Genomic DNA, 21766 nt, shown 5'->3' on the forward strand with positions numbered 1-21766 from the left:
GGCAGCGGGCGGGGGAGCGGGCACGGGTGCCGGCGGCGGGGCGACCGGCCCCGGCAGGGCGGCCGCCGGAGCGCTCTCGGCCGCATGGCCGGCAGGAGCGGGAAGCGACACCGGCGCCGCGCTGCCGGCCCCGGCCTCGGGCGCGGCCAGCAGCAGGACGAGCGGCACCAGCATGACCCCGCGCCTAGTCGGCGGCGGGCAGGTAGAGTTCCCCACCCTTCTCGCGGAACACCTCGGACATCTCGGCCATGCCCTGCTCGGCCTCCTCGGCCGCGATGAACCCGGTGGTCGGCTGGTTCTGCTTGGCGGCGAAGTCGCGCACCTCCTGGGTGATCTTCATCGAGCAGAACTTGGGTCCGCACATCGAACAGAAGTGCGCGGTCTTGGCGCCCTCGGCCGGAAGGGTCTGGTCGTGGTACTGCTCGGCCGTGTCCGGATCGAGGCTGAGGTTGAACTGGTCGCGCCAGCGGAACTCGAACCGGGCGCGGCTCAGCGCGTCGTCGCGCACCTTGGCGGCGGGATGCCCCTTGGCAAGATCGGCGGCATGGGCCGCGAGCTTGTAGGTCACCACGCCCACCTTCACGTCGTCGCGGTCGGGCAGCCCGAGGTGCTCCTTGGGAGTGACGTAGCAGAGCATTGCCGTGCCGTACCAGCCAATCATCGCCGCGCCGATGCCGCTGGTGATGTGGTCGTAGCCCGGGGCGATGTCGGTCACGAGCGGCCCGAGGGTGTAGAACGGCGCCTCGCCGCAGGCCTCGAGCTGCTTGTCCATGTTCTCTTTGATCTTGTGCATCGGCACGTGGCCGGGGCCCTCGATCATCACCTGGACGTCCTGCTCCCAGGCGCGCTTGGTCAGCTCGCCCAGGGTGTAGAGCTCGGCGAACTGGGCCTCGTCGTTGGCGTCGGCGATCGAGCCGGGACGCAGCCCGTCGCCCAGCGAGTAGGCGACGTCATAGGCCTTCATGATCTCGGTGATCTCGTCGAAGCGCTCGTAGAGGAACGATTCGCGGTGGTGCGCCAGGCACCACTTGGCCATGATCGAGCCGCCGCGGCTGACGATCCCGGTGACGCGCTTGGCGGTCAGCGGGATGTAGGGCAGGCGCACCCCGGCGTGGATCGTGAAGTAGTCCACGCCCTGCTCGGCCTGCTCGATCAGGGTGTCGCGGAAGATCTCCCAGGTGAGGTCCTCGGCCACGCCGCCGACCTTCTCAAGCGCCTGGTAGATTGGCACGGTGCCGATCGGCACCGGCGAATTGCGCAGGATCCACTCGCGGGTGTCATGGATGTTGCGGCCGGTCGACAGGTCCATCACGGTGTCAGCGCCCCAGCGGATCGACCAGACCATCTTCTCGACCTCCTGCGCCACGTCAGAGGCGACGGCGGAGTTGCCGATGTTGGCGTTGATCTTGACCAGGAAGTTGCGGCCGATCGCCATCGGTTCGCTTTCCGGGTGGTTGATGTTGCTGGGAATGATCGCCCGGCCGCGGGCGACCTCCTCGCGCACGAACTCGGCGGTCACATAGTCGGGGATCGCCGCGCCCCAGTCCTGCCCGTCGCGCGCGAGCTGCTCCTTCAGCGCGGCCCGGCCCAGGTTCTCGCGGATCGCGACATATTCCATCTCGGGGGTGATGATCCCGCGGCGGGCATAGTGCATCTGGCTGACATTCTGCCCGGCCTTGGCGCGCAGCGGGCGCTGCACCACCTTCGGGAACGGCGGCACCCCGCCCGACCGGTCGGGGCCGAGCTGACCGTTGTCCTCGGGCTTGATCGCGCGGCCCTGATAGTCCTCGACATCCCCGCGCGCCATGATCCAGTCGCGGCGCAGCGCGGGCAGACCGGCGGCGATGTCGATCGTCACGGCGCTGTCGGTGTAGGGGCCCGAGGTGTCATAGACCCGCACCGGCGGCTCGCCCGAACCCGGCTCGAGGCTGATCTCGCGCATCGCCACCTTTACCCCGGGCATGCGGGGGCTTTCGACGTGGATCTTGCGGCTGCCGCGAATCGGACCGGTGGTGACGCCGATTTCGAGCTTGCTGTTGATGTCGGCCATGATGCTCCTCTCGGCGGACGGGGAGCGGGCGGCGGCGCAGTGGCTTGGCCGGACCCTTCCCTCCGCCCGTGCTAACGGGTTCAGGTTCAACGGGTCGTGGGACGCGACGCCCACCTCTCAGCCGCTCGGCTCCCCGGGGATGGGTGAGTGTTACTCCGGAGCGGGGGCGGTGTACAGGGTGCGCGAGGGTGCACCGATGGGTGGGGCGGCAGTTGTTCTATTCGGCTGGATTCTCATTGGCGGAGCTTTTTGGAAAGAGGTAGCCGTGTCATGCACTGTCTCCGCGCTCGTTTACATGGCGGTGGCATTCTGGAAACCCAGGCTGTCGTCCTGAGCCCGATCCGCTCAGCCTGAGCCTGTCGAAGGCCACGCGCGGGGGCCGCCCCACGCTCCGGCAACGTCGCATGACCGGACCAAGGTTGCCGACACCCAGCCTCACCCGCCTCACGCGGGCTTCGACAGGCTCAGCCCGAGCGGGGTGGGTCAGGAGAGAGTTCTCGTCATCGCTGTCCTACACCCCCGCCCCCAGCCTAGACACCGCCCATGCCCACAGTCCCCCCACATCCTCGCGCCCCTTGCGCACGCCCGGCGCGGGAAAGGTCACACGACGTCGCCCCGATTCACCCCGCAACCTGCTGTTCCACAAAAGTAATGTCGCTTTGCCCACGCGCACGGAACCGCACCGCGGGTGTCAACGCCGCGCGCTTTCTCCGGCGCCGCCCCTTGTGCCGGTTGCGCCCGCTCCCGGCCCGGCCTAGGTGATCGGGCGATGATGCTGCAGGACGCCCCATGACCGCGCCGGATGCCGATATCGCCGTGCTCGGCGGGGGTCTCGCCGGGGGGCTGATCGCCCTCGCCCTCCAGGCGCGCCGCCCGGACCTGAGGGTCCTGCTGATCGAGCGCGACGACCGGCTGGGCGGCAACCACGTCTGGTCGTTCTTCGCCACCGATCTCGATGCCGCCGGCACCGCACTGGTGGCACCGCTGATCACGGCGCGCTGGCAGGGCTATACCATCCGCTTCCCGCGCTACACCCGCGAGCTGGGCAGTTCCTACAATTCGGTGACCAGCGAGCGGTTCGACGCCGCGCTGCGGGCGAGCCTGCCGGAGGGCGCGATCCTGACCGGCACCGAGGTAACCGCCGCCACCCCGACCAGCGTGACCCTGGCGGATGGCCGCGTGCTCGCGGTTGGCGGGGTGATCGACGCGCGCGGTGCGGGCACCCTGCCCCACCTGACCGGCGGCTGGCAGAAGTTCGTCGGGCAGATGATCCACACCGCCCGGCCCCACGGGCTGGAGCGCCCGGTGGTGATGGACGCCACGGTCGAACAGCTCGACGGCTACCGCTTCGTCTACTGCCTGCCCTTCGGCCCCGACCGCGTCTTCGTCGAGGACACCTATTACGCCGATAGCCCCGATCTCGACGTACCGCTGCTGCGCGAGCGGATCGCCGCCTATTGCGCGGCGGCGGGCTGGACCGTCGCGGCGGTCGGCGGCGAGGAGACCGGGGTGCTCCCGGTGGTGGCCGGCGGCGATTTCGCCGCCTTCCGCGCCGCGGTCGACGAAGGCGTGGCCCAGGCCGGGATCCGCGCCGGGCTGTTCCAGCCGCTGACCTCCTATTCGCTGCCCGATGCCGTGCGGTTCGCACTAAGCGTCGCGGCCAGCGGCAATCTTTCGGGCACTGGCCTTCTTGCGGCGTCGCGCGCATGGGGTGAGGCACACTGGCGCAAGGGCGCGTTCTACCGAATGCTCACCGCGATGCTGTTCGGCGCCGCGGCTCCGGCGGATCGCTATCGCGTGCTGCAACGGTTCTATGGGCTCGATGCCAAGCTGATCGAGCGTTTCTATGCGGGCGGGACAACCATGACAGACAAGCTGCGGATCCTCACCGGCAAGCCTCCGGTCCCGATCAGCGCGGCCATCCGCGCGATCACCGGCGGGGTGGCCTTCGCCCCGCTCGGCCCCGTCGCCACCGATGGAGCCCCGGCATGAGCCGCTCGGCCTGCGTGATCGGCGCCGGGTTCGGCGGTCTGGCCCTGGCCATCCGGCTGCAGTCGGCCGGGATCGCCACCACCGTGATCGAGGCGCGCGACCGCCCCGGCGGGCGCGGCTATTACTGGGAGCGCGACGGCTTCACCTTCGATGCCGGCCCCACGGTGATTACCGATCCGCCGTGCCTCAAGGAGCTGTGGGCCCTGACCGGGCACGACATTGCCGAGGACGTCGAGCTGATGCCGGTGATGCCGTTCTACCGGCTCAACTGGCCCGACGGGGTCAACTTCGACTATTCGAACGACGATGCCGGCCTCAAGGCCGAGATCGACCGCGTCGCTCCGGGCGACTGGGAAGGCTACGAGCAGTTCCTGCGCTATTCCGCCCACGTCCATGATGAAGGCTACGTCAAGCTCGGCACCGTGCCGTTCCTCGACTTTGCCTCGATGCTCAAGGCCGCTCCGGCGCTGGCCAAGCACCAGGCCTGGCGCTCGGTCTATTCGATGGTCTCGAGCTTCGTGAAGAGCGAGAAGCTGCGCGAGGCGCTGTCGTTCCACACGCTGCTGGTCGGCGGCAACCCGATGACCACCAGCGCCATCTACGCGCTGATCCACAAGCTCGAGAAGGATGGCGGGGTGTGGTGGGCCAAGGGCGGCACCAATCGCCTGATCGCCGGCATGGTCCGCCATTTCGAGCGGATCGGCGGAACGATCCGGGTCCACGATCCGGTGGTCCAGCTCCATTCGGTGGGTGACCGCATCACCGAGGTGGAAACCCAGAGCGGCTGGCGCGAGCGGTTCGACGCCGTGGCCAGCAATGCCGACATCGTCCACACCTATCGCGACCTGCTGACCGGAAACGCCGCCGGCCAGGCCCAGGCGAAGAAGCTGGCGCGCAAGCGTTACAGCCCCAGCCTGTTCGTGGTGCACTTCGGGGTCGAGGGCACCTGGCCCGGGATCCCGCACCACATGATCCTGTTCGGCCCGCGCTACAAGGGCCTGCTGGACGACATCTACCAGCACGGGGTCCTGCCGCAGGACTTCTCGATCTATCTCCACCATCCCACCGTCACCGATCCCTCGGTCGCGCCGGCCGGCAAGTCGACCTTCTACGCGCTCGTCCCGGTCGCCCATATGGGCAAGCTGCCGATCGACTGGGAACAGGTCGGCCCGCTGCTGGAAAAGCGCATCCTCGACGAGGTCGGGCGGCGGCTGATCCCCGACATCCACGACCGGATCATCACCAAGTTCCACTATGCCCCGCGCGACTTCGCGATGGATCTCAACGCGCACCTCGGTAGCGCCTTCAGCCTCGAGCCGATCCTCACGCAGAGCGCCTACTTCCGCGGCCACAATCGCGACGACCGGATCAGGAACCTCTACCTGGTCGGCGCCGGCACCCACCCGGGCGCGGGCATCCCGGGGGTGGTCGGCAGCGCCAAGGCGACCGCAGGACTGATGATCGAGGATCTGGCGTGAACCGGCGCGTTCGGCTGGACCGGATTGCGCCAACCGATTAGAGGGCATCGTCATGCTGAACTGGTTTCAGCGTCCATGATTGCTCGTGTCCGGATCGTTACAGAACACGCGTCGGCTCCGTTGCGGGTACTCGCGCGCTTTGCGTTCGGGGAAGGATGGATGCTGAAACCAGTTCAGCATGACGATGGTTTCCAGGGCCATTGCACCATCCTCAAGCCGCCCCACACCGGAGGCCACGAATGAAGCGCATTGCCGTCTACTGCGGATCGGCCACTCCGGCCGACCCGCGCTACCTGGCGCTGGCCGCCGAAACCGGGCGCACCCTGGCGGAGCGCGGGATCGGGGTGGTCTATGGCGGGGGCACCCGCGGGCTGATGGGCGCCGTGGCCGATGCCGCGCTGGCGGCGGGCGGCGAGGTGATCGGGGTGATCCCCGAAGCTCTGGCCGGCACCCCTGAGGTGGCGCACCACGGCTGCAGCGAACTCCACATCGTGACCGGGATGCACCAGCGCAAGCAGGCCTTCACCGACCTGTCGGACGGCTTCCTCACCCTGCCCGGCGGCGTGGGCACGATGGACGAGCTGTGGGAGGCCGTGTCATGGGCGCAGCTGGGTTATCATGCCAAGCCGGTCGGCCTGCTCAACGCCTTCGGCTTCTACGACGCGCTGCTCGCCTTCAACCGCCACATGGTCGACACCGGCTTCATCCGTCCGGTCCACGCCGGCATCCTGATCGCCGAGACCGAGCTCGACCTGCTGCTGACCCGCATGGCCGCGCATGAGCCGCACGTGCCGATCTTCCAGATGACCGCACAGGACCTGTAGGGGTCACTTGCCCTCGGGGCATGAAGGCCCTGTCCTACGCCGAACAAATCACCTATCGCCCCGTTGGTGTCGAGCGAAGTCGAGACACCGGGCCGCAGCGTGTCTCGACTTCGCTCGACACGACCGGATTTGTTCCATCAGGCTGCCCCAACTCTGTCCGTGTTCGACCGCCCCGCCCTTGTCTCCCATGCCCGCGACACCATCGCGCGGGGCAGCAAGAGCTTTGCCGCGGCCTCGCACCTGTTCGACCGGGCAACGCGCGAGCGGGTCTGGCTGCTCTATGCCTGGTGCCGGGTCTGCGACGATATCGCCGATGCGCAAGAGCTGGGCGGCGAACTGGGCGACCAGTCGGGCGCGGCCGAGCGGCTGGCGACGATCCGCCGCCTGACCGACCTCGCCCTCGCCGGCCTGCCCACCGGCCGGCCCGAGTTCGACGCCTTCGCCGTGGTGGTGCAGGAGTGCGGCATCACCCGTAGCATGGCCGAGGACGTGATCGCCGGTTTCGCGCTCGACGCGGCCGACTGGACCCCCCGCTCCGAGGCCGACCTCCTGCGCTACTGCTTCCATGTCGCCGGTGCGGTGGGCGTCATGATGGCCGTGGTCATGGGGGTCGCCCCGGACGACGAGGACACGCTCGACCGCGCCTGCGACCTCGGGCTGGCCTTCCAGCTCGGCAACATCGCCCGCGACGTGGCCGAGGATGATCGCGCCGGGCGCTGCTACCTGCCCGCGGAATGGCTCGCCGAGGCCGACATTCCGCCCGGCGAGCAGTTTCGGCCGCTCCACCGGGCCGCACTGGTCGGCGCCGTGGCGCGGATGTGCCGCCTGGCGGAGGACTACGAAAGGTCGGCCCGGGTGGGCGCGGCGCGGCTCGGCTTCCGCCAGCGCTGGGCGGTGTTGAGCGCGGCCGGGATCTATGGCGCGATCGCCCGCAAGGTCGCCGCGGCCGGGCCGCGGGCCTGGGATCGGCGGGTCAGCACCAGCGGGCGGGCCAAGCTCGGCTTCGTCGCCGCGGCGCTGCTGCGCGCGCTGCCCGGCGCCGCCCCGCGTGAGGCGAGCCGCCCGGCGCTGTCGCGGCGCGAGCTCCATGCGCTGGCCGTGGCACGGCCGGCGGCGGCGCTCAGGCCGGGCGCGGCATCCCCGGCGGAATGACCCGGCGGAACAACCGGCCCCGCTCGCTCCACAGGATCAGCGCGAGCGAGGTCAGCCCGGCGGCCAGCAGACCGTGGGCCAGCGGGCGGGCGGTCTGGTCGTAGGCCTGGCCCACGCTCAGCCCGATCACCGTGCCGATCACCAGCCGCACGAACATCTGCACCGAGCTGGCAGCTCCGGCGGTCCGCGCGAAGGGCTGCAGCGCGATCGAGGAGAAGTTGGCGCTCATGAACCCGGACAGCATCATGTTGAGCGCCATCACCGGGACGAACTGCCACAGCGTCTCGTGCGGCAGATGCGCGAGATAGACCTGCAGCGCGGCCACCGCGATGTAGACCAGCAGCGCGGTATGGGCGACGCGCCGCGCACCGAACCGCTCGACGATGCGCGAGTTGGCGAAGTTGCCGCAGGCCATGAACAGCGCCATGCCGCCGAAGTAGTAGGGGAACTGTTCGCCCGCGCCGAAGTGCTCGCCCAGCAGCTGCTCGCAGCACTGCACCCAGCCCCAGATCAGCCCCAGCGGGCAGGCGCTGGCGAGGATGTAGCCCAGCGAGGTCCGGTTGGTGAAGGTTTCCGCCATGTTCCCGGCGATCACTCCCGGACGGATCAGCTGGCGGTTGGCCGGATCAAGCGACTCGGGCAGGCGCAGCGCCACCCAGGCGAAGCCGAGCACGCCCATCACCGCCATCATCCCGAAGATCCAGCGCCACCCGGCGATGACGAGGATGCCCTGGCCGATGGTCGGCGCGATCATCGGCACGATCAGGAAGATCACCGCGATCAGCGACTGCAACCGGGCCATCCGGTCGCCATCGAACCGGTCGCGGATCACCGCCGAGGGCACCACCGACATCGACGCGCAGGCGAACCCGCCGATCGTGCGGAACATCAGCATCGTGTTGAACTCGGTGACCAGCGCACAGGCAACGCTGATCAGGATGTAGAAGATCAGCCCCGCCAGCAGCACGCGCCGCCGCCCGTAGCGATCGGCGAGCGGCCCGGGGATCAGCGAGCCGAACGCCACCCCGGCCATGAACAGGCCGACGATCAGCTGGCGGTGGTTGGGATTGGTCACCCCCAGTTCGCTGGCGATCTGCGGCAGGCCCGGCAGCATGGCGTCGATCGCCAGCGCCTGCAGCGACTGGATCAGCGCCACCATCACGATCAGCTCGCGCTCGCCAATCGGGAAGGCAGGTCTGGGGGAGATCGGGGAGGACGCGGACATGGTGGGCAAATGGACGTTACGGGCGGCCAGCACCACCCTCAATCTGAACAAAATGCATGGGGCCGGACGGGATCACACGAAACAGGTCACCGGCTGGCGGGCGGCGCCGAGCAGGCGCGCCACCGGCAGATCATGGCTGCCGGCGGCGGCGGCCTCGAGCAGCGCCCGCTTGGCCTCGCCGCGCGCGACGAACAGCAGCGCATCGCTGTCGAGCAGCGCCGGGATGGTCAGGCTGAGCCGGTCGAACGGCGCCTCGGGCGGCAGCGGGTCGGGGGTCAGGCGCCGCAGCCGCAGCGGGTCATCGGCGCGCGGATCGGTGTTGGGGAACAGCGAGGCGACATGGCCGTCGGTCCCCATGCCGAGCCAGGCCAGCGCGAAGTGCGGCGGCGTCAATCCCTCGGCCAGCGGCACGATCCGCGCGCCCGCGGGCTCGAGCAGGGCCCGGATGCGCCCGACATTGCTGGCCGGATGGTCCTCCGGGACGATCCGGTCGTCCCCCGGCCAGACCTCCACCCGGCGCCAGTCCAGCGCGCCGCGCACCAGCTCGGCGAGGATCGGGAAGGGCGTGGTGCCCCCCGGCAGGGTGATGGCGATCGTGCCCCCGTCTGCCGCGGCAAGGGCGCCGGCCAAGCGCTCCGCCAGCCAGGCGGCGATGGCGCTGTCGGGCGCATCGGCGATGATGGTCATGGTCATGCCTGGCGCCTACCACCGCTGCCGCGCGCCGCCAAAGGCGCCGCAAACCTATGCGGTGACCTCATGGCAGCGGCGCCCGGCTCAGGCGATCGTCTGGCTTAGGAACCAGATCCGCTGCTCGCACTGGTCGGTCCAGTCGTCGATGATCCCGTCGGTGGCATTGTCGCCCGCCTCGCCGGCCGAATCCTTGGTCGCGCGCAGCTGGGCCAGGAAGGTGCGGTTGTCGGCCACCAGCTCACCGATCATCGCCTCGGGCGCCAGGTCGGCGCGGTCCTGCGGCTTGATCCGGGTATCGGCGTTGAGCGAGCCGAGCGAGGTATGGGTGGTGGCCCCGTTCTTGCGGACGCGCTCCGCGATCAGGTCGGTCAGGGCGAAGATCTCGGCAGCCTGTTCGTCGAACAGCAGATGGAGATCGCGGAACTGCGGCCCGCGCACGTGCCAGTGGAAGTTCTTGGTCTTGATGTAGAGCGCGAAGGCATCGGCCAGCAGGCCGTTGAGATTGGCGATATGCGCGGTCTTGACGTTGTCACCCATGGCGGGTCCCCTTGGAAGCGGTGGCGATCTGCGACCCTCTATACGCCCGAACGAGTAATCGTGTTCCTGACTAAATGCGTTCAGATCAATAGAGGATCCCGATTACGTCAAGCCCAGCACATTGGGCAGGCCCAGCCCCAGCCCGAGCACGAGCAGCCCCGCCCCGATCAGCCGGCGGGCATGCCGTGCCGCCGTCGTCGCGACCAGCCCCGGCGCGGTCCAGACCACCGCCAGCCCGGCCATGCTGCCGACCGCGCCGCCCAGCCCGGCGGGCAGCGGCGCTGCGGTGCTGACCGCGAGCGCCAGCACCAGAAAGCGCGCTGCGTCGGTGATCTGCTGTCCCAGCAGGACCAGCACGGTGGCGCCGAGCGAATGGGTCGGCTCGGCCGGGGCCGGACGCGGGCCGAGCAGCACCATCTCGCCCCCGGCGAGGACCAGCGCGAGCGCGGCGAACAGGGCGCGGGCCGCCGGGGCCAGCTCGCCCACCAGGCGCCCACCCAGCCAGGCGGCCAGCGCCGAACTGCCCGCGGCGGCGAGCAGAGCGGCGAGCAGCAGCGCCGGGCGCCGTCCCTGGGCCGCGCCGAGCTGCGCGACCAGCGCGGCGTCGCGCGCGCCGACTCCGGCGAGCAGCGCGGCGAGCAGGGCATAGAGGAAGCCGCTCAGCGGGATGCTCCCGGACTGGCGGAGATCGATCGCGTGGATCGGGGCATGGCTGGGCGCTCCCGCTGGTGCCGCGCCGGGCTAGCACCGCGACGGGCGCGAGGCCACTCCCCTCAGGCGGCGAGCGGCCTGACGCCGGAGGGACGGTACGGCACCTCGGGCGGGAGGAAGGTGGCGAAGCTGCGGTGCATGTGTTCGGCCACAGCCGGATGGAGCGGGCGCTCGAACTCGATCCCGGCCTCGTTGTGCCCGGACCAGCGCACCGTGCCGCACAGCCCTTCCATCCCCGCGGGGCGGACCACCACGCGGGTGCCCGGACGCAGGTTGAGCGCGAGGCTCATGATCCGGCAGCCTTCGGCCGAGATGTCGCGGATCACCACGTCTTCGACGAAGCCGCTCACCATGCGGCAGCGCGCAGGCATGGCCAGGGCCAGGCGGCGGGAGCGACGGCAATCGGCGGTCGGCGGGGTCATCTCGGACAATCCTCGTGCGGGGCGACTGCCAAGGAGGACGGTGCCCCGCGGAGCCTTTTCAGCCGCCGCAAAAAAATGTCGCCGCGCGGCAGCCTGCCCCGCCGTGCCATTGCGGAACGCAGCGCGAACACCCATAGTCCCGCCATGGCCGAACTCGTCATCCGCCGCGGGCTGGAAGAGCCCGACACCACGGGCGCCTTCGTGCCCCACAAGCCATCGCGGCCGGACAAGGCCGAGGGCGGGCGGGCGTTCCGCATCGTCTCGGACTACCAGCCCGCGGGCGACCAGCCGACCGCGATCGCCGATCTCGTCGCAGGGATCCGCGACCAGGACGAGCGCACCCAGGTGCTGCTCGGCGTGACCGGATCGGGCAAGACCTTCACCATGGCCAAGGTGATCGAGGCGACCCAGCGCCCGGCACTGATCCTCGCCCCCAACAAGATCCTGGCCGCGCAGCTCTATGGCGAGTTCCGCAGCTTCTTCCCGGAGAACGCGGTCGAGTACTTCGTCTCGTACTACGACTATTACCAGCCCGAAGCCTACGTTCCCCGCTCGGATACCTACATCGAGAAGGAGAGCTCGGTGAACGAGGCGATCGACCGGATGCGCCATTCGGCCACCCGCTCGCTGCTTGAGCGTGACGACGTGATCATCGTCGCTTCGGTCTCTTGCCTCTACGGCATCGGCTCGGTCGAAACCTACTCGGCGATGATCTTCGACCTCAAGGTCGGCGAAAGCGTCGACCAGCGCGAGATCATCCGCAAGCTGGTGGCCCTGCAATACAAGCGCAACGATGCCGCCTTTGCCCGCGGCAACTTCCGGGTGCGCGGCGACAATCTCGAGATCTTCCCCTCGCACCTCGAGGATATGGCCTGGCGAATCTCGTTCTTCGGCGACGAGATCGAGACGATCGCCGAGTTCGATCCGCTGACCGGCAAGTCGGGCGGCGCGCTCGACAAGGTGCGGGTCTATGCCAATTCGCACTACGTCACCCCCGGGCCGACGATGAAGCAGGCCACCGACGCGATCCGCTTCGAGCTGACCGAGCGGCTCAAGGAGCTCAACGCCGAGGGCAAGCTGCTCGAGGCGCAGCGGCTGGAGCAGCGCACCAACTTCGATCTCGAGATGATCGCGGCGACCGGTTCCTGCGCGGGGATCGAGAACTACAGCCGCTTCCTGACCGGACGGCTGCCGGGCGAGCCCCCTCCGACCCTGTTCGAGTACCTGCCCGACAATGCCCTGCTGTTCGTCGACGAGAGCCACCAGACGGTCCCGCAGATCGGCGCCATGTCGAAGGGCGATCACCGCCGCAAGATCACGCTGGCCGAATATGGCTTCCGCCTGCCCAGTTGCATCGACAACCGCCCGCTGCGCTTCAACGAATGGGACGCGATGCGGCCGCAGACGATCGCGGTCTCGGCCACGCCGGGCAGCTGGGAGATGGAGCAGTCCGGCGGCGTCTTCGCCGAGCAGGTGATCCGCCCGACCGGGCTGATCGACCCGCCGGTGACGATCCGCCCGGTCGAGGACCAGGTCCAGGACTGCATCAACGAGTGCCGCGAGACCGCGGCCAAGGGCTATCGCACGCTGGTCACGACGCTGACCAAGCGCATGGCCGAGGACCTGACCGAGTTCATGCACGAGGCGGGCCTGCGAGTGCGCTACATGCACAGCGACGTGGAGACGCTCGAGCGCATCGAGCTGATCCGCGACCTCCGGCTCGGCGTCTATGACGTGCTGGTCGGGATCAACCTGCTGCGCGAGGGGCTCGACATCCCCGAGTGCGGGCTGGTCTGCATCCTCGATGCCGACAAGGAGGGCTTCCTCCGCTCGGAAACCTCGCTGATCCAGACCATCGGCCGCGCCGCGCGCAACGTCGACGGGCGGGTGATCCTCTATGCCGACCGGATGACCGGCAGCATGGAGCGGGCCATCGCCGAAACCGACCGGCGCCGCGAGAAGCAGCGCGCCTACAACGACCTGCACGGCATCACGCCCGCCACGATCAAGCGCAACATCCACGATATCGTCGCCGATACCGCCAGCCGCGACGGCGTGCTGGTCGAGCTCGAGGACGACAGCACCAACAACCTCGTCGGGCACAACCTGCGCGGCTACATCGAGGACCTGGAAAAGCGCATGCGCGCCGCCGCGGCGGATCTGGAGTTCGAGGAAGCCGGCCGCCTGCGCGACGAGATCCGCCGGCTCGAGGCGACCGAGCTGGGCCTGCCGGAGGGCGAGCGCAAGGCCCCGGTGGTGGGCCGCAGCAACGAGGGCAAGCCGGGTACCCGCAAGACACGCTTCGGCAAGAGCCAACGCAAGTGGGGCAAGTAGCCGGCGCCGCTACCAGCCGTGTCCCGCCTGCGTCGATCGGTGGAACTTCGCGGGTCTGCGTATTGCCTTTGTAAACGCGCCGCAGCACAACACCGCGCAATGATGAAGCCCCGGTCGCTGCCCGCGCTGACATTGGCGCTTGCCCTCGCCGCCTGCTCGCAGTCGCAGGGGCAGGAAGTCGCGCCGGCGGCGGGTGCCGAGGCCGGCTCGGCCAGCACCCGCGTCGCCCTGCAGGACGGGCTCTCCCCGCTCGATGCCGCCCCGCTCCAGCCCGAGGGTGCTGCCTGGGCCGCCGCCGGCGAGGGCTTGGCCTTCGCCGTGCCCGGCCAGTCGCCGCTGCTGACCCTGCGCTGCGAGCATGCCCGCGGCGGCGTCACCCTGATCCGGCTGGTCCGCGTAACCCGGGCCGAACCCGGCGCCAAGGCGCTGGTGGCGCTGATCGGCAATGGCCGCATCGCGCGGCTGCCGCTCAATGTCGTGGAACCGGGCGAAACCGGACGCTGGGAGGGCGTGGTCCGCGCGCTCGACCCGCGGCTCGACGTGCTCAAGGGCGTGAACCGGGTCGAGGTCACCCTCCCCGGCGGCGGCACGCTCATGCTCAGCGCCAGCAGCGAACCGCGCCGCCTGCTCGAGGCCTGCCGCGCCGCCGATACCGCGCCCGAGGCGGCGAGCGCGGCCTGACCGCTCAGAGCTTGCCGAAGCGGCTTTCGTAGCCGGCCTGGTCGCCGGCGGCGAGCAACCGGGCCTGCTCGATCCACTGGTCACGCGCCGGCCGCCCGGCAAAGCTGCCGAGCTGGGCGTCGATCCTGGCCATGTCGGCTTCGGTCCACGCCGCGATCTGGGCGAAGCGGGTCACCCCGAGCGTGGCGAGCAGGCTGGACAGCTTGGGCCCGATGCCCTTGATCCGGGTCAGGTCATCGCCAGCCTGATCGGGTGCGGCCGCCGCAGCATCCCCCGCCGCCGCCAGCTCGTCCTGGGTGGCCGCGGCGATCACCTCGGCCACGCCGCCCAGCGTCCCCGCGGCGGGCGGGATCGCATAGGCCGCCGAGGCCAGCGGGGCGGCATCGATCAGCGCCTGATTGCGCTGGGCCGGAGCGGCACCCTCGTCCAGCACGTCGGGACGATGCACCCGCGGCGCGGGCCGACTGGCGCGGCGCAGCAGCCACCAGGCCACCAGCAGGACCACCACCACCACCCCGGCCAGCACCGGCCAATCGGCTTCGATATTCTGCATCATCCGCGGCACCCTCTCTCGATTCCCGCCAGCTTCCCGCCGCCCTTAGCCCATGGCGGCGGGTCCGAGAACCACCCGTGCGGCGCGGGGTCCGCCGGGCTGCGGCTCAGCGCAGGCGCCGTGGCCGCTCCTCGCGCGTCGGGGCGGGCGCCAGGCTCTCGGCGACGCCGACCAGCCGGACAAACTCCTGCCGCCAGAAATCGCCCTGCTCGCCGGCCAGCGCGCGCACCTGGGCCAGCGAGAAATCGCCCAGCAGCGGATCGCCGCGCAGCGTCTGGGCGAAGGCGGCGACCGCCGCAGCGAAGCGGAAGTCGGGCGCCGGCGCGCGCTTCAGCCACAGCAGGCTGGCGGGCACCGGCTGCGCGACCAGCCGCGAGGTCTGCCCATCGGGCAGCTTGTAGCGCAGCTTGACGAAGGCGAGCTCGGCCGGCTGGCCGGCTACCGCCGGAGGGGCGCCCGGCGCCTCGTAGCGGCGCGGACCGACCCAGCCGGGCGCCCCCGCCGGGACGATTTCGTAGAGCGCGGTGACCTGGTGCCCGGCGCCGATATCGCCGGCGTCGACCTTGTCGTTGCTGAAGTCCTCCTCGCGCAGCGCGCGGTTCTCGTAGCCGAGCAGGCGGTACTGGCTGACCTGCGCAGGATTGAACTCGACCTGGATCTTGACGTCCTTGGCGATCGTGAAAAGCGTGGCCGCCATCTGGTCGCCCAGCACCTTCTTCGCCTCGAGCGCACTGTCGATGTAGGCGTAGTTGCCATTCCCGTGATCGGCGATCTGCTCCATCATCGCCTCGTTGTAATTGCCGGTGCCGAAGCCCAGCGTGGTCAGCGTGATGCCGCTGTCACGCTGCCGCTCGACCATGTCGATCAGCGCCTTGGTGTCGCTCACCCCGACGTTGAAATCGCCGTCGGTGGCCAGGATCACGCGGTTGACCCCGCCCGAGATGTAGCTGTCGCGCGCCAGCCGGTAGGCCAGCTCCAGTCCGGCCCCGCCCGCGGTCGAGCCGCCCGCCTCGAGCCGCGCCAGCGCCTCGCGGATCGCGCGGGGATCGTTGGTCGGCGGCAGGACCACCCCGGCGGCCCCGGCATAGACCACGATCGACACCCGGTCGCGCGGCCCCAGCTCGCCGGCGAGGCCGGTCAGCGCGGCCTTGACCAGGGGCAGCTTGTCGGCCGAACCCATCGAGCCCGACACGTCGACGAGGAACACCAGGTTGGCCGGTGGCCGGCCCGCGGCGGGCAGGTCATAGCCGCGCAGGCCGATCCGCAGCAGCCGGGTCTCGGCATTCCACGGGGTCACCATCAGGTCGGTGGTGACGGTGAAAGGCGCTTCCTGCCGCGCCGGCCGGGCATAGTCGTAGCGGAAGTAGTTGATCAGCTCCTCGGTCCGCACCGCATCCTTCGGTGGCAACTGGCCTTGCGAGAGGAACCGCCGGGTGTTGGCATAGGCGCCGGTGTCGACATCGACCGAGAAGGTCGAGACCGGCTCCTGGCGGACCACGTGGACCGGGCTGACCGCCTCACCGGCATAGCGCTCGCGCCCGGGATCGCTGGGCAGCTGCACCCCGGGCACCCACAGCCCGGGCGCGGTCTTGACCATGGCCGGGGCAGCGGCCAGCGGAGCGGGAGGCGATGGTGGCGGCGGAGGTGCGGGCGGCGGCGCGGCCCTCTCGGCAGGGCCGAGCACCCGGCTGCCGGTGACGACCACGTCGCCCCCATCGGCCAGTTCGGCCTGACGGCTGGCGCAGCCGGCCGCGAGACCCGCGAGGGCCGCGGTGCACAGGGTGAATCCGGTCCGGCGCATGAGCTCTCCCCTTTTCTGTGTGACCGGGGAAGGAGGCCATGGCCGGCGTGAATGCCGACTGAATGTGCCAGGCTTGCTACGGGACGCGCGGCTCAGCCGGCGGGACGCTCGCCTTCGACCTGCTTGCGGAACAGCACGCGGTCTTCGGGGCCGAAGCCCTTGCGCCAGATCAGTCCGGCATAGACCACGATCATCGCCGGGATCCCGACGATCATGCTGGCCCATTCGGGGAGGAGATGCTTGGCGAGCAGGCCGATGACCGCCGCCGGCAGCACGGCCCAGACCAGCGCCCAGCGCCAGTTGTTGATCCGCTCGTGCAGGATCCGCGCGAGCAGGAACGACTTGAGCAGCGAGGCGAAGGCCAGCGAGAGCATCAGCGCCCCGGCCGCCGCCGCGACCTGCCAGCCGGGACCGTAGTCCGGCCCGCTGACCAGCTCGATCCCGGCCACGGTCAGTACCGCCTGGAGCGCGATCGTGGCCAACGAGGCGATCAGGTTGCGGTAGCGGGCGAGATAGACGAGCGCCGCCTCGCTCACCACGGCCGTGGCCGCGACCACCTCGGCCAGCAGCAGCAGGATCAGCGCGCCGGTGCCCTGGACGAAGTCGGGCCCGCCCAGGCCCATCAGCCCGGTGGCGGGGATCGCGAGGGCCAGCGCGATGCCGGCCTGGGCCGCGGTGATCCAGAAGCCCACCTGGCACACCTGTCGGGCGATCGCGGCGTAGTTGCGCTCGATCACGTTGCGGGTGATGACCGGGCCGAGCACGGGCTCGAAGCTGGTCTTGAGCTTCTGCGGCAGCGAGGCGAACTGCTGGGCGAAGAAGTAGATGCCCAGCGGGGCCTCGCCGACGAAGAAGCGCAGGATGAACACGTCGAGCTTGCGCGTGCCCCATTCGACCGCGTCGGCCCCGGCCAGCGGGAGATTGCGGGTGACCAGCGGGAGCAGCCGCGCCGGATGCGGCACCCAGCCCTGCGGCCAGCCATAGGCCCGGCCCAGCGCGACCAGCGCCACGGCCGTCGCCGCACCGACCGAGATCAGGTAGGCCAGGGTGAGCCCGGCCTGCGGATAAATGAAGTAGAGCGCCCCGGCCGAGAGCGACAGCGCCCAGGGCTCAACCACCGCGCGGGCACGGACCGTGGTGGCCACGTCGAAGCGGTAGGCCAGCGCCGCCAGCGCGAGGTCGCCCGCGGCGAGGATCCAGACCGATCCGATCAGCCACAGGTCGGCCGGGCCGTAGTGGCCCTTGGGATACATCGCGGCGGGAAACAGGTAGAGCAGCAGCGAGGCGAGCAGCGCCGGGATCGTCGTCACCACCAGGGCATCGGCCACGGCATTGGCGGGGTGCTCGCGGGCTTCGGCGAGGCGCTGGGCGAGCCCGCGCTTCTGGCCCAGCGTGGCGATCATCCCGGCGAACTCGACCATCACCAGCGCCGAGGCGAACCGCCCCATCGCCGCCGCGCCATAGAGCCGGCTGGCGATGAACAGGAAGGGGATCCGCGCGACCAGCCGCAGCAGAAAACCGAAGAAGTTGGTGCGCCCGCCCTTGGCCAGGGCGGCGATATCCTGCTGCGATGCGGCGGCAGCCCCGACTTCACTCACGGCGCGTCGCCCTGTTCGGCGCGCAACGGACGCGCCAGCAGCGCCGCGGCGGCCTCGGCGGCGGTCAGCTCGCCGGCGAGCAGCCGGTCGACCGCGGTCACGATCGGCATGGCCAGCCCGGCCTGCGCGGCCAGCGCGGCGAGGACCGGCGCGGTGGCCGCGCCCTCGGCCACGCTGGTCTTGCCGGCAAGGGCCGCGGCCGCGCTCATCCCTTCGCCCAGCGCCTGGCCCAGCGAGAAGTTGCGGCTCGAGGAGGACGAGCAGGTCAGCACCAGATCGCCCAGCCCGCACAGCCCCGCCAGCGTCTCAGCCCGCGCCCCCTTGGCCTGCCCGAAGCGCAGCATCTCTGCATAGCCGCGCGCGATCAGCGCGGCGCGGGCGTTCTGGCCGAGCCCGAGCCCCTCGACCACGCCACAGGCGATCGCCAGCACGTTCTTGATCGCGCCGCCGATCTCGGCCCCGATCACATCGTCGGAATAGTAGGGCCGCAGCGTGCGGCGCGAGACCAGCGGGGCCAGACGGTGCCATTGCGCCTCGCCCCCGCCGCAGGCGAGGGTCACCGCGGTGGGCAGGCCGGCAGCCACCTCATGCGCGAAGGTCGGCCCGGACAGGACCGCGATCTCGGCGCCGGGCGCGGCCGCGGCAGCGACCTCGGCCATCAGCCGGCCGCTGCCCGCCTCGATCCCCTTGGCGCAGAGCACCAGGTCGCGCGGCGGCGCGGGCAGACCGGCCACGACCCCGGCCAGGAACTGCGCCGGGACCACCACCAGCAGGGCCGCGCAATCGGCGAGGTCGGCCAGGTCGCCGGTCGGGGTGATCCCCGGAGCCAGCACCGCGCCGGGCAGGAACAGGCTGTTGGTGCGCCGTGCGGCGATCTCGGCGACCAGCTCGGGCTCACGCGCCCAGAGCCGCACCGCGCTGCCGTCGCTCGCCAGGACCTGGGCCAGGGCCGTGCCCCAGGCGCCAGCACCGATCACCCCGATCATGCCTTGACCCCCGCCCCGCGGACCGGCGCCGCCGCCGGATCGAGCGGCCAGCGCGGGCGCGCCGCGACGTCGAGCGGATCGCCCGCGCCCGGCCCGCCCTGGACGGCGATCCGCTCCAGACCGGCCCAGGCGATCATCGCCGCATTGTCGGTGCACAACGCCAGAGGCGGGGCGACGAAGCGCAGCTGCGCCGCCGCGGCGAGCGCCTCGAGCGCGCCGCGCAGCGCCTGGTTGGCGGCCACCCCACCCGCCACGACCAGCGCGCCCACCGGCCCGGCCAGGGCCAGCGCCCGGCGGGTGCGGTCGATCACGCAGTCGATCGCGGCCTGCTGGAAGGCGGCCGCGATATCGGCATCGGCGTGGATCCCGGCCTCGCGGGCCCGCAGGACCGCGCTCTTCAGCCCGGCAAAGGAGAAATGCGGCTCGGCGGTCCCGAGCAGTGGCCGCGGCAGCGGCACCCGACCGGCGTCGCCCTGCCGGGCCAGCCGCTCGACCGCTGGTCCGCCCGGATAGCCGAGGCCGAGCACCTTGGCGGTCTTGTCGAAGGCCTCGCCCAGCGCGTCGTCGATCGTCGTGCCGAGCCGGCGGTAGCGGCCAACGCCCTCGACCAGCAGGAGCTGGCAGTGTCCGCCCGAGGCGAGCAACAGCAGGTAGGGGAAGGCGAGATCCGGATCGGCCAGCCGCGGCGACAGCGCATGGCCTTCCAGGTGATTGATCGCCAGCAGCGGCCGGTCGGTCGCCATGGCCAGCGCCTTGGCGGTCACCAGCCCGACCATCACCCCGCCAATCAGCCCCGGCCCGGCAGTGGCCGCGATCGCGTCGACCGCGTCGAGCGTGAGCCCGGCATCGCCCAGCGTGGCCGCGATCAGCGGCGCGATGCGATCGGCATGGGCGCGCGCCGCGATCTCGGGCACGACCCCGCCATAGGGCCGGTGGGCCTCATCCTGCGAGGCGATCCGCTGCGCCAGGATCGTCCGGTCGGCGCAGACCAGCGCCGCCGCCGTCTCGTCGCAGGAAGACTCTATGCCGAGTACAAGCATCATCCCGGCTTCCCCTGAAGCACATTGGCGACTAGCACAACCCGCCATGACCGCTTCGCTTGACCGCTCGCCCCCGTCCCCGCCGCTGCGCCTCGGCACGCGCCGCTCCCCGCTCGCCATGGCCCAGGCCGAAGAAACCCGCGACCGGCTTTGCGCCGCGCACGGCTGGACCCCGGAGGCGATCACGATCGTCCCGGTCACCGCGAGCGGCGACCGCATCCTCGATCGCCCGCTGGCCGAAATCGGCGGCAAGGCGCTGTGGACCAAGGAGCTCGATGCCTGGCTGCTCGACGGCGAGATCGACTTTGCGGTCCATTCGCTCAAGGACGTCGAAACAATCCGTCCGGCCGGCATCGCCTTTGCCGCGATCCTCCCGCGCGAGGATGTGCGCGACGTGCTGGTCGGCGCGGAATCGATCGCCGCCCTGCCGCCGGGTGCGCGCGTCGGCACCAGTGCGCCGCGCCGCGCCGCGCAGCTGCTCCATGCCCGGCCGGACTGCACCGTGGTGCCGTTTCGCGGCAATGTCGCCACGCGGCTGGGCAAGCTGGCCGCCGGCGAGGCCGATGCGACGCTGCTGGCAGCCGCCGGGCTCAACCGGCTGGGCGAGAGCGCAGTGGGGCAACCGCTCGACGTGGACAGCTGGCTGCCGGCCCCGGGCCAGGGCGCCATCGCGATCGAATGCCGCGCCGGCGATGCACGGATCGCCGGGCTGCTCGCCGCGATCGACGATGCCCCGAGCCGGGCCGCGGTGCTGGCCGAGCGCGCCCTGCTGGCCGCGCTGGGCGGCAATTGCCACAGCCCGGTCGCCGTGTTGACCCGCCCCGCCGAGGAGGCGCTGGTCATGACTGCCGCGCTGTTCAGCCCCGACGGCGCCGACCGGGTGGAGGCCACCGCGCGCTTCGCCCCGGGCGATCTCGACGCCCCGGCGCGGCTGGCCGACACGCTGCTCGCCCAGGCCCCGGCCACGATCACGGCCCATTTCGCCGGACGCTAGGCGGCGCATGGCCCCGCTGATCGTAATCCGGCCCGAGCCCGGCACGGCCGCCACGGTGGCGGCCGCCGCCGCGCTCGGACTGGAGGCGATCGGCTGTCCGCTGTTCGAGGTGGTGCCGCGCGCCTGGGCGCTGCCCGTAGCAGACGCGCACGATGCCCTGCTGGTGGGGAGCGCCAACGTGTTCCGGATGGCCGGGGCGGACCTCGCCGCGCTGCGCCACCTCCCGGTCCATGCCGTGGGAGCGACCACCGCGACGGCGGCGCGGGCGGCGGGCTTTGCGGTGGCTGCGACCGGCACGGGCGGCCTGCAGGCGGTGCTCGACGGCATAGCCCCGGAGACCCGGCTGCTGCGTCTGGCCGGGGCCGAGCGGGTCAGCCTGGTGCCGCCGCCCGGCGTCACCGTGAGCGACCGGGTGGTCTACGCCAGCGAGGCGCGCGCGCTGCCGCCCGCACTGGTGGCGCGGCTGGCCGCTCCGGCGGTGATCGCGCTCCATTCGGCCGAGGCAGCGCGCCACTTCGCCGCTGAGTGCACCCGCTGCGGGCTGGCGCGCGCGCACTTGGGGCTGGTCACGATCGGACCGCGCGCCAGCGAAGCCGCCGGCACGGGCTGGGCCGCGGTGGTCGCGGCCGACATGCCCGCCGAAGCGCCGCTGCTGGCGAAGGCGCGCGACTTGTGCCACACCCTCGGCGGGGATTGAG

20 protein-coding genes and 1 riboswitch are annotated in these 21766 nt (G+C 71.1%); of the genes, 8 read left to right on the forward strand and 12 right to left on the reverse strand.

The window, feature by feature from the left end; translation table 11 throughout:
• Positions 1 to 184: 184 nt before the first annotated feature.
• Positions 185 to 2050: a phosphomethylpyrimidine synthase ThiC gene (gene thiC / locus H7F53_RS16040; protein ID WP_185680523.1), complete on the reverse strand. Its 1866-nt coding sequence runs from the start codon at positions 2048 to 2050 to the stop codon at positions 185 to 187.
• 40 nt (positions 2051 to 2090) lie between these two features.
• Positions 2091 to 2196, reverse strand: a riboswitch (TPP riboswitch).
• A 643-nt stretch (positions 2197 to 2839) separates the two neighbouring features.
• Between thiC and crtY the strand changes: the two genes are divergently transcribed.
• Positions 2840 to 4042, forward strand: coding sequence for a lycopene beta-cyclase CrtY (gene crtY, locus H7F53_RS16045; RefSeq protein ID WP_185680524.1), 1203 nt, complete (start codon positions 2840 to 2842; stop codon positions 4040 to 4042).
• Entirely contained in the window at positions 4039 to 5520 is a 1482-nt protein-coding gene (locus tag H7F53_RS16050; protein WP_185680525.1) for a phytoene desaturase, read from the forward strand. The genes crtY and H7F53_RS16050 overlap by 4 nt, the downstream gene beginning before the upstream one ends.
• A gap of 66 nt (positions 5521 to 5586) precedes the next feature.
• Here the strand turns inward: H7F53_RS16050 and H7F53_RS17875 are convergent, their stop codons facing one another.
• Positions 5587 to 5721 carry a hypothetical protein gene (locus H7F53_RS17875; protein WP_281384826.1) on the reverse strand — a complete coding sequence of 45 codons (135 nt, stop codon included), beginning with the start codon at positions 5719 to 5721 and terminating at the stop codon, positions 5587 to 5589.
• Between the two features lie 38 nt (positions 5722 to 5759).
• On the opposite strand from H7F53_RS17875, the gene H7F53_RS16055 reads away from it, so the two are divergent.
• Together H7F53_RS16055 and H7F53_RS16060 are read left to right on the forward strand one after the other, a co-directional pair.
• Positions 5760 to 6344 carry an LOG family protein gene (locus H7F53_RS16055; RefSeq protein WP_185680526.1) on the forward strand — a complete coding sequence of 195 codons (585 nt, stop codon included), beginning with the start codon at positions 5760 to 5762 and terminating at the stop codon, positions 6342 to 6344.
• Between the two features lie 159 nt (positions 6345 to 6503).
• Positions 6504 to 7496: a squalene/phytoene synthase family protein gene (locus H7F53_RS16060; RefSeq protein ID WP_185680527.1), complete on the forward strand. Its 993-nt coding sequence runs from the start codon at positions 6504 to 6506 to the stop codon at positions 7494 to 7496.
• Here H7F53_RS16060 and H7F53_RS16065 read toward each other — a convergent pair.
• The 5 genes from H7F53_RS16065 to H7F53_RS16085 form a co-directional block, all read right to left on the reverse strand.
• Positions 7465 to 8721 carry a multidrug effflux MFS transporter gene (locus H7F53_RS16065; protein WP_185680528.1) on the reverse strand — a complete coding sequence of 419 codons (1257 nt, stop codon included), beginning with the start codon at positions 8719 to 8721 and terminating at the stop codon, positions 7465 to 7467. The two genes, H7F53_RS16060 and H7F53_RS16065, sit on opposite strands and share 32 nt — an antisense overlap.
• 72 nt (positions 8722 to 8793) lie before the next feature.
• Complete coding sequence (locus H7F53_RS16070; RefSeq protein WP_185680529.1) at positions 8794 to 9414, reverse strand: 6-phosphogluconolactonase; 621 nt, start codon at positions 9412 to 9414, stop codon at positions 8794 to 8796.
• Between the two features lie 81 nt (positions 9415 to 9495).
• On the reverse strand, positions 9496 to 9948 hold the full coding sequence (locus tag H7F53_RS16075) for a Dps family protein (protein ID WP_185680530.1): 453 nt from the start codon (positions 9946 to 9948) through the stop codon (positions 9496 to 9498).
• Between the two features lie 102 nt (positions 9949 to 10050).
• A complete protein-coding gene (locus H7F53_RS16080; RefSeq protein WP_246438954.1) occupies positions 10051 to 10434 on the reverse strand; it encodes a hypothetical protein in 384 nt (127 codons plus the stop codon).
• A gap of 287 nt (positions 10435 to 10721) precedes the next feature.
• Entirely contained in the window at positions 10722 to 11081 is a 360-nt protein-coding gene (locus tag H7F53_RS16085) for a PilZ domain-containing protein (protein ID WP_246438955.1), read from the reverse strand.
• A gap of 144 nt (positions 11082 to 11225) precedes the next feature.
• Between H7F53_RS16085 and uvrB the strand changes: the two genes are divergently transcribed.
• Entirely contained in the window at positions 11226 to 13415 is a 2190-nt protein-coding gene (uvrB, locus tag H7F53_RS16090; protein WP_185680531.1) for an excinuclease ABC subunit UvrB, read from the forward strand.
• Between the two features lie 99 nt (positions 13416 to 13514).
• The gene (locus H7F53_RS16095) at positions 13515 to 14096 is read left to right on the forward strand and encodes a hypothetical protein (protein WP_185680532.1); all 582 of its coding nucleotides are present in this window, start codon (positions 13515 to 13517) and stop codon (positions 14094 to 14096) included.
• 4 nt (positions 14097 to 14100) lie between these two features.
• Here the strand turns inward: H7F53_RS16095 and H7F53_RS16100 are convergent, their stop codons facing one another.
• The 5 genes from H7F53_RS16100 to tsaD all read right to left on the reverse strand — a co-directional run bounded on the left by H7F53_RS16100 (position 14101) and on the right by tsaD (position 20077).
• A complete protein-coding gene (locus tag H7F53_RS16100; protein ID WP_343062111.1) occupies positions 14101 to 14649 on the reverse strand; it encodes a hypothetical protein in 549 nt (182 codons plus the stop codon).
• A 106-nt stretch (positions 14650 to 14755) separates the two neighbouring features.
• Complete coding sequence (locus tag H7F53_RS16105; RefSeq protein ID WP_185680534.1) at positions 14756 to 16450, reverse strand: vWA domain-containing protein; 1695 nt, start codon at positions 16448 to 16450, stop codon at positions 14756 to 14758.
• A gap of 92 nt (positions 16451 to 16542) precedes the next feature.
• The gene (locus H7F53_RS16110) at positions 16543 to 18048 is read right to left on the reverse strand and encodes a lipopolysaccharide biosynthesis protein (protein ID WP_343062112.1); all 1506 of its coding nucleotides are present in this window, start codon (positions 18046 to 18048) and stop codon (positions 16543 to 16545) included.
• Positions 18045 to 19034, reverse strand: coding sequence for an NAD(P)H-dependent glycerol-3-phosphate dehydrogenase (locus H7F53_RS16115; RefSeq protein WP_185680535.1), 990 nt, complete (start codon positions 19032 to 19034; stop codon positions 18045 to 18047). The genes H7F53_RS16110 and H7F53_RS16115 overlap by 4 nt, the downstream gene beginning before the upstream one ends.
• Positions 19031 to 20077 carry a tRNA (adenosine(37)-N6)-threonylcarbamoyltransferase complex transferase subunit TsaD gene (tsaD, locus tag H7F53_RS16120; RefSeq protein WP_185680536.1) on the reverse strand — a complete coding sequence of 349 codons (1047 nt, stop codon included), beginning with the start codon at positions 20075 to 20077 and terminating at the stop codon, positions 19031 to 19033. Before tsaD ends, H7F53_RS16115 begins: the two co-directional genes overlap by 4 nt.
• Before the next feature lie 43 nt (positions 20078 to 20120).
• On the opposite strand from tsaD, the gene hemC reads away from it, so the two are divergent.
• Together hemC and H7F53_RS16130 are read left to right on the forward strand one after the other, a co-directional pair.
• Positions 20121 to 21068 (forward strand): hydroxymethylbilane synthase, encoded by a 948-nt coding sequence (gene hemC, locus H7F53_RS16125; RefSeq protein ID WP_185680537.1) that lies wholly within the window; start codon positions 20121 to 20123, stop codon positions 21066 to 21068.
• 7 nt (positions 21069 to 21075) lie between these two features.
• On the forward strand, positions 21076 to 21765 hold the full coding sequence (locus H7F53_RS16130) for a uroporphyrinogen-III synthase (protein ID WP_185680538.1): 690 nt from the start codon (positions 21076 to 21078) through the stop codon (positions 21763 to 21765).
• The last annotated feature ends 1 nt before the right edge of the window (position 21766 follow it).

This window comes from Novosphingobium piscinae (assembly GCF_014230355.1).
GTDB lineage: Bacteria > Pseudomonadota > Alphaproteobacteria > Sphingomonadales > Sphingomonadaceae > Novosphingobium > Novosphingobium piscinae.

Excerpts from the sequence above, each read along its gene's own strand:
- thiC (WP_185680523.1), bottom strand. The coding sequence starts at position 2,050 with ATGGCCGACATCAACAGCAAGCTCGAAATCGGCGTCACCACCGGTCCG.
- crtY (WP_185680524.1), top strand. The coding sequence starts at position 2,840 with ATGACCGCGCCGGATGCCGATATCGCCGTGCTCGGCGGGGGTCTCGCC.
- H7F53_RS16050 (WP_185680525.1), top strand. The coding sequence starts at position 4,039 with ATGAGCCGCTCGGCCTGCGTGATCGGCGCCGGGTTCGGCGGTCTGGCC.
- H7F53_RS17875 (WP_281384826.1), bottom strand. The coding sequence starts at position 5,721 with ATGGCCCTGGAAACCATCGTCATGCTGAACTGGTTTCAGCATCCATCC.
- H7F53_RS16055 (WP_185680526.1), top strand. The coding sequence starts at position 5,760 with ATGAAGCGCATTGCCGTCTACTGCGGATCGGCCACTCCGGCCGACCCG.
- H7F53_RS16065 (WP_185680528.1), bottom strand. The coding sequence starts at position 8,721 with ATGTCCGCGTCCTCCCCGATCTCCCCCAGACCTGCCTTCCCGATTGGC.
- H7F53_RS16070 (WP_185680529.1), bottom strand. The coding sequence starts at position 9,414 with ATGACCATGACCATCATCGCCGATGCGCCCGACAGCGCCATCGCCGCC.
- H7F53_RS16075 (WP_185680530.1), bottom strand. The coding sequence starts at position 9,948 with ATGGGTGACAACGTCAAGACCGCGCATATCGCCAATCTCAACGGCCTG.
- H7F53_RS16085 (WP_246438955.1), bottom strand. The coding sequence starts at position 11,081 with ATGACCCCGCCGACCGCCGATTGCCGTCGCTCCCGCCGCCTGGCCCTG.
- uvrB (WP_185680531.1), top strand. The coding sequence starts at position 11,226 with ATGGCCGAACTCGTCATCCGCCGCGGGCTGGAAGAGCCCGACACCACG.
- H7F53_RS16095 (WP_185680532.1), top strand. The coding sequence starts at position 13,515 with ATGATGAAGCCCCGGTCGCTGCCCGCGCTGACATTGGCGCTTGCCCTC.
- H7F53_RS16100 (WP_343062111.1), bottom strand. The coding sequence starts at position 14,649 with ATGCAGAATATCGAAGCCGATTGGCCGGTGCTGGCCGGGGTGGTGGTG.
- H7F53_RS16105 (WP_185680534.1), bottom strand. The coding sequence starts at position 16,450 with ATGCGCCGGACCGGATTCACCCTGTGCACCGCGGCCCTCGCGGGTCTC.
- H7F53_RS16115 (WP_185680535.1), bottom strand. The coding sequence starts at position 19,034 with ATGATCGGGGTGATCGGTGCTGGCGCCTGGGGCACGGCCCTGGCCCAG.
- tsaD (WP_185680536.1), bottom strand. The coding sequence starts at position 20,077 with ATGATGCTTGTACTCGGCATAGAGTCTTCCTGCGACGAGACGGCGGCG.
- hemC (WP_185680537.1), top strand. The coding sequence starts at position 20,121 with ATGACCGCTTCGCTTGACCGCTCGCCCCCGTCCCCGCCGCTGCGCCTC.
- H7F53_RS16130 (WP_185680538.1), top strand. The coding sequence starts at position 21,076 with ATGGCCCCGCTGATCGTAATCCGGCCCGAGCCCGGCACGGCCGCCACG.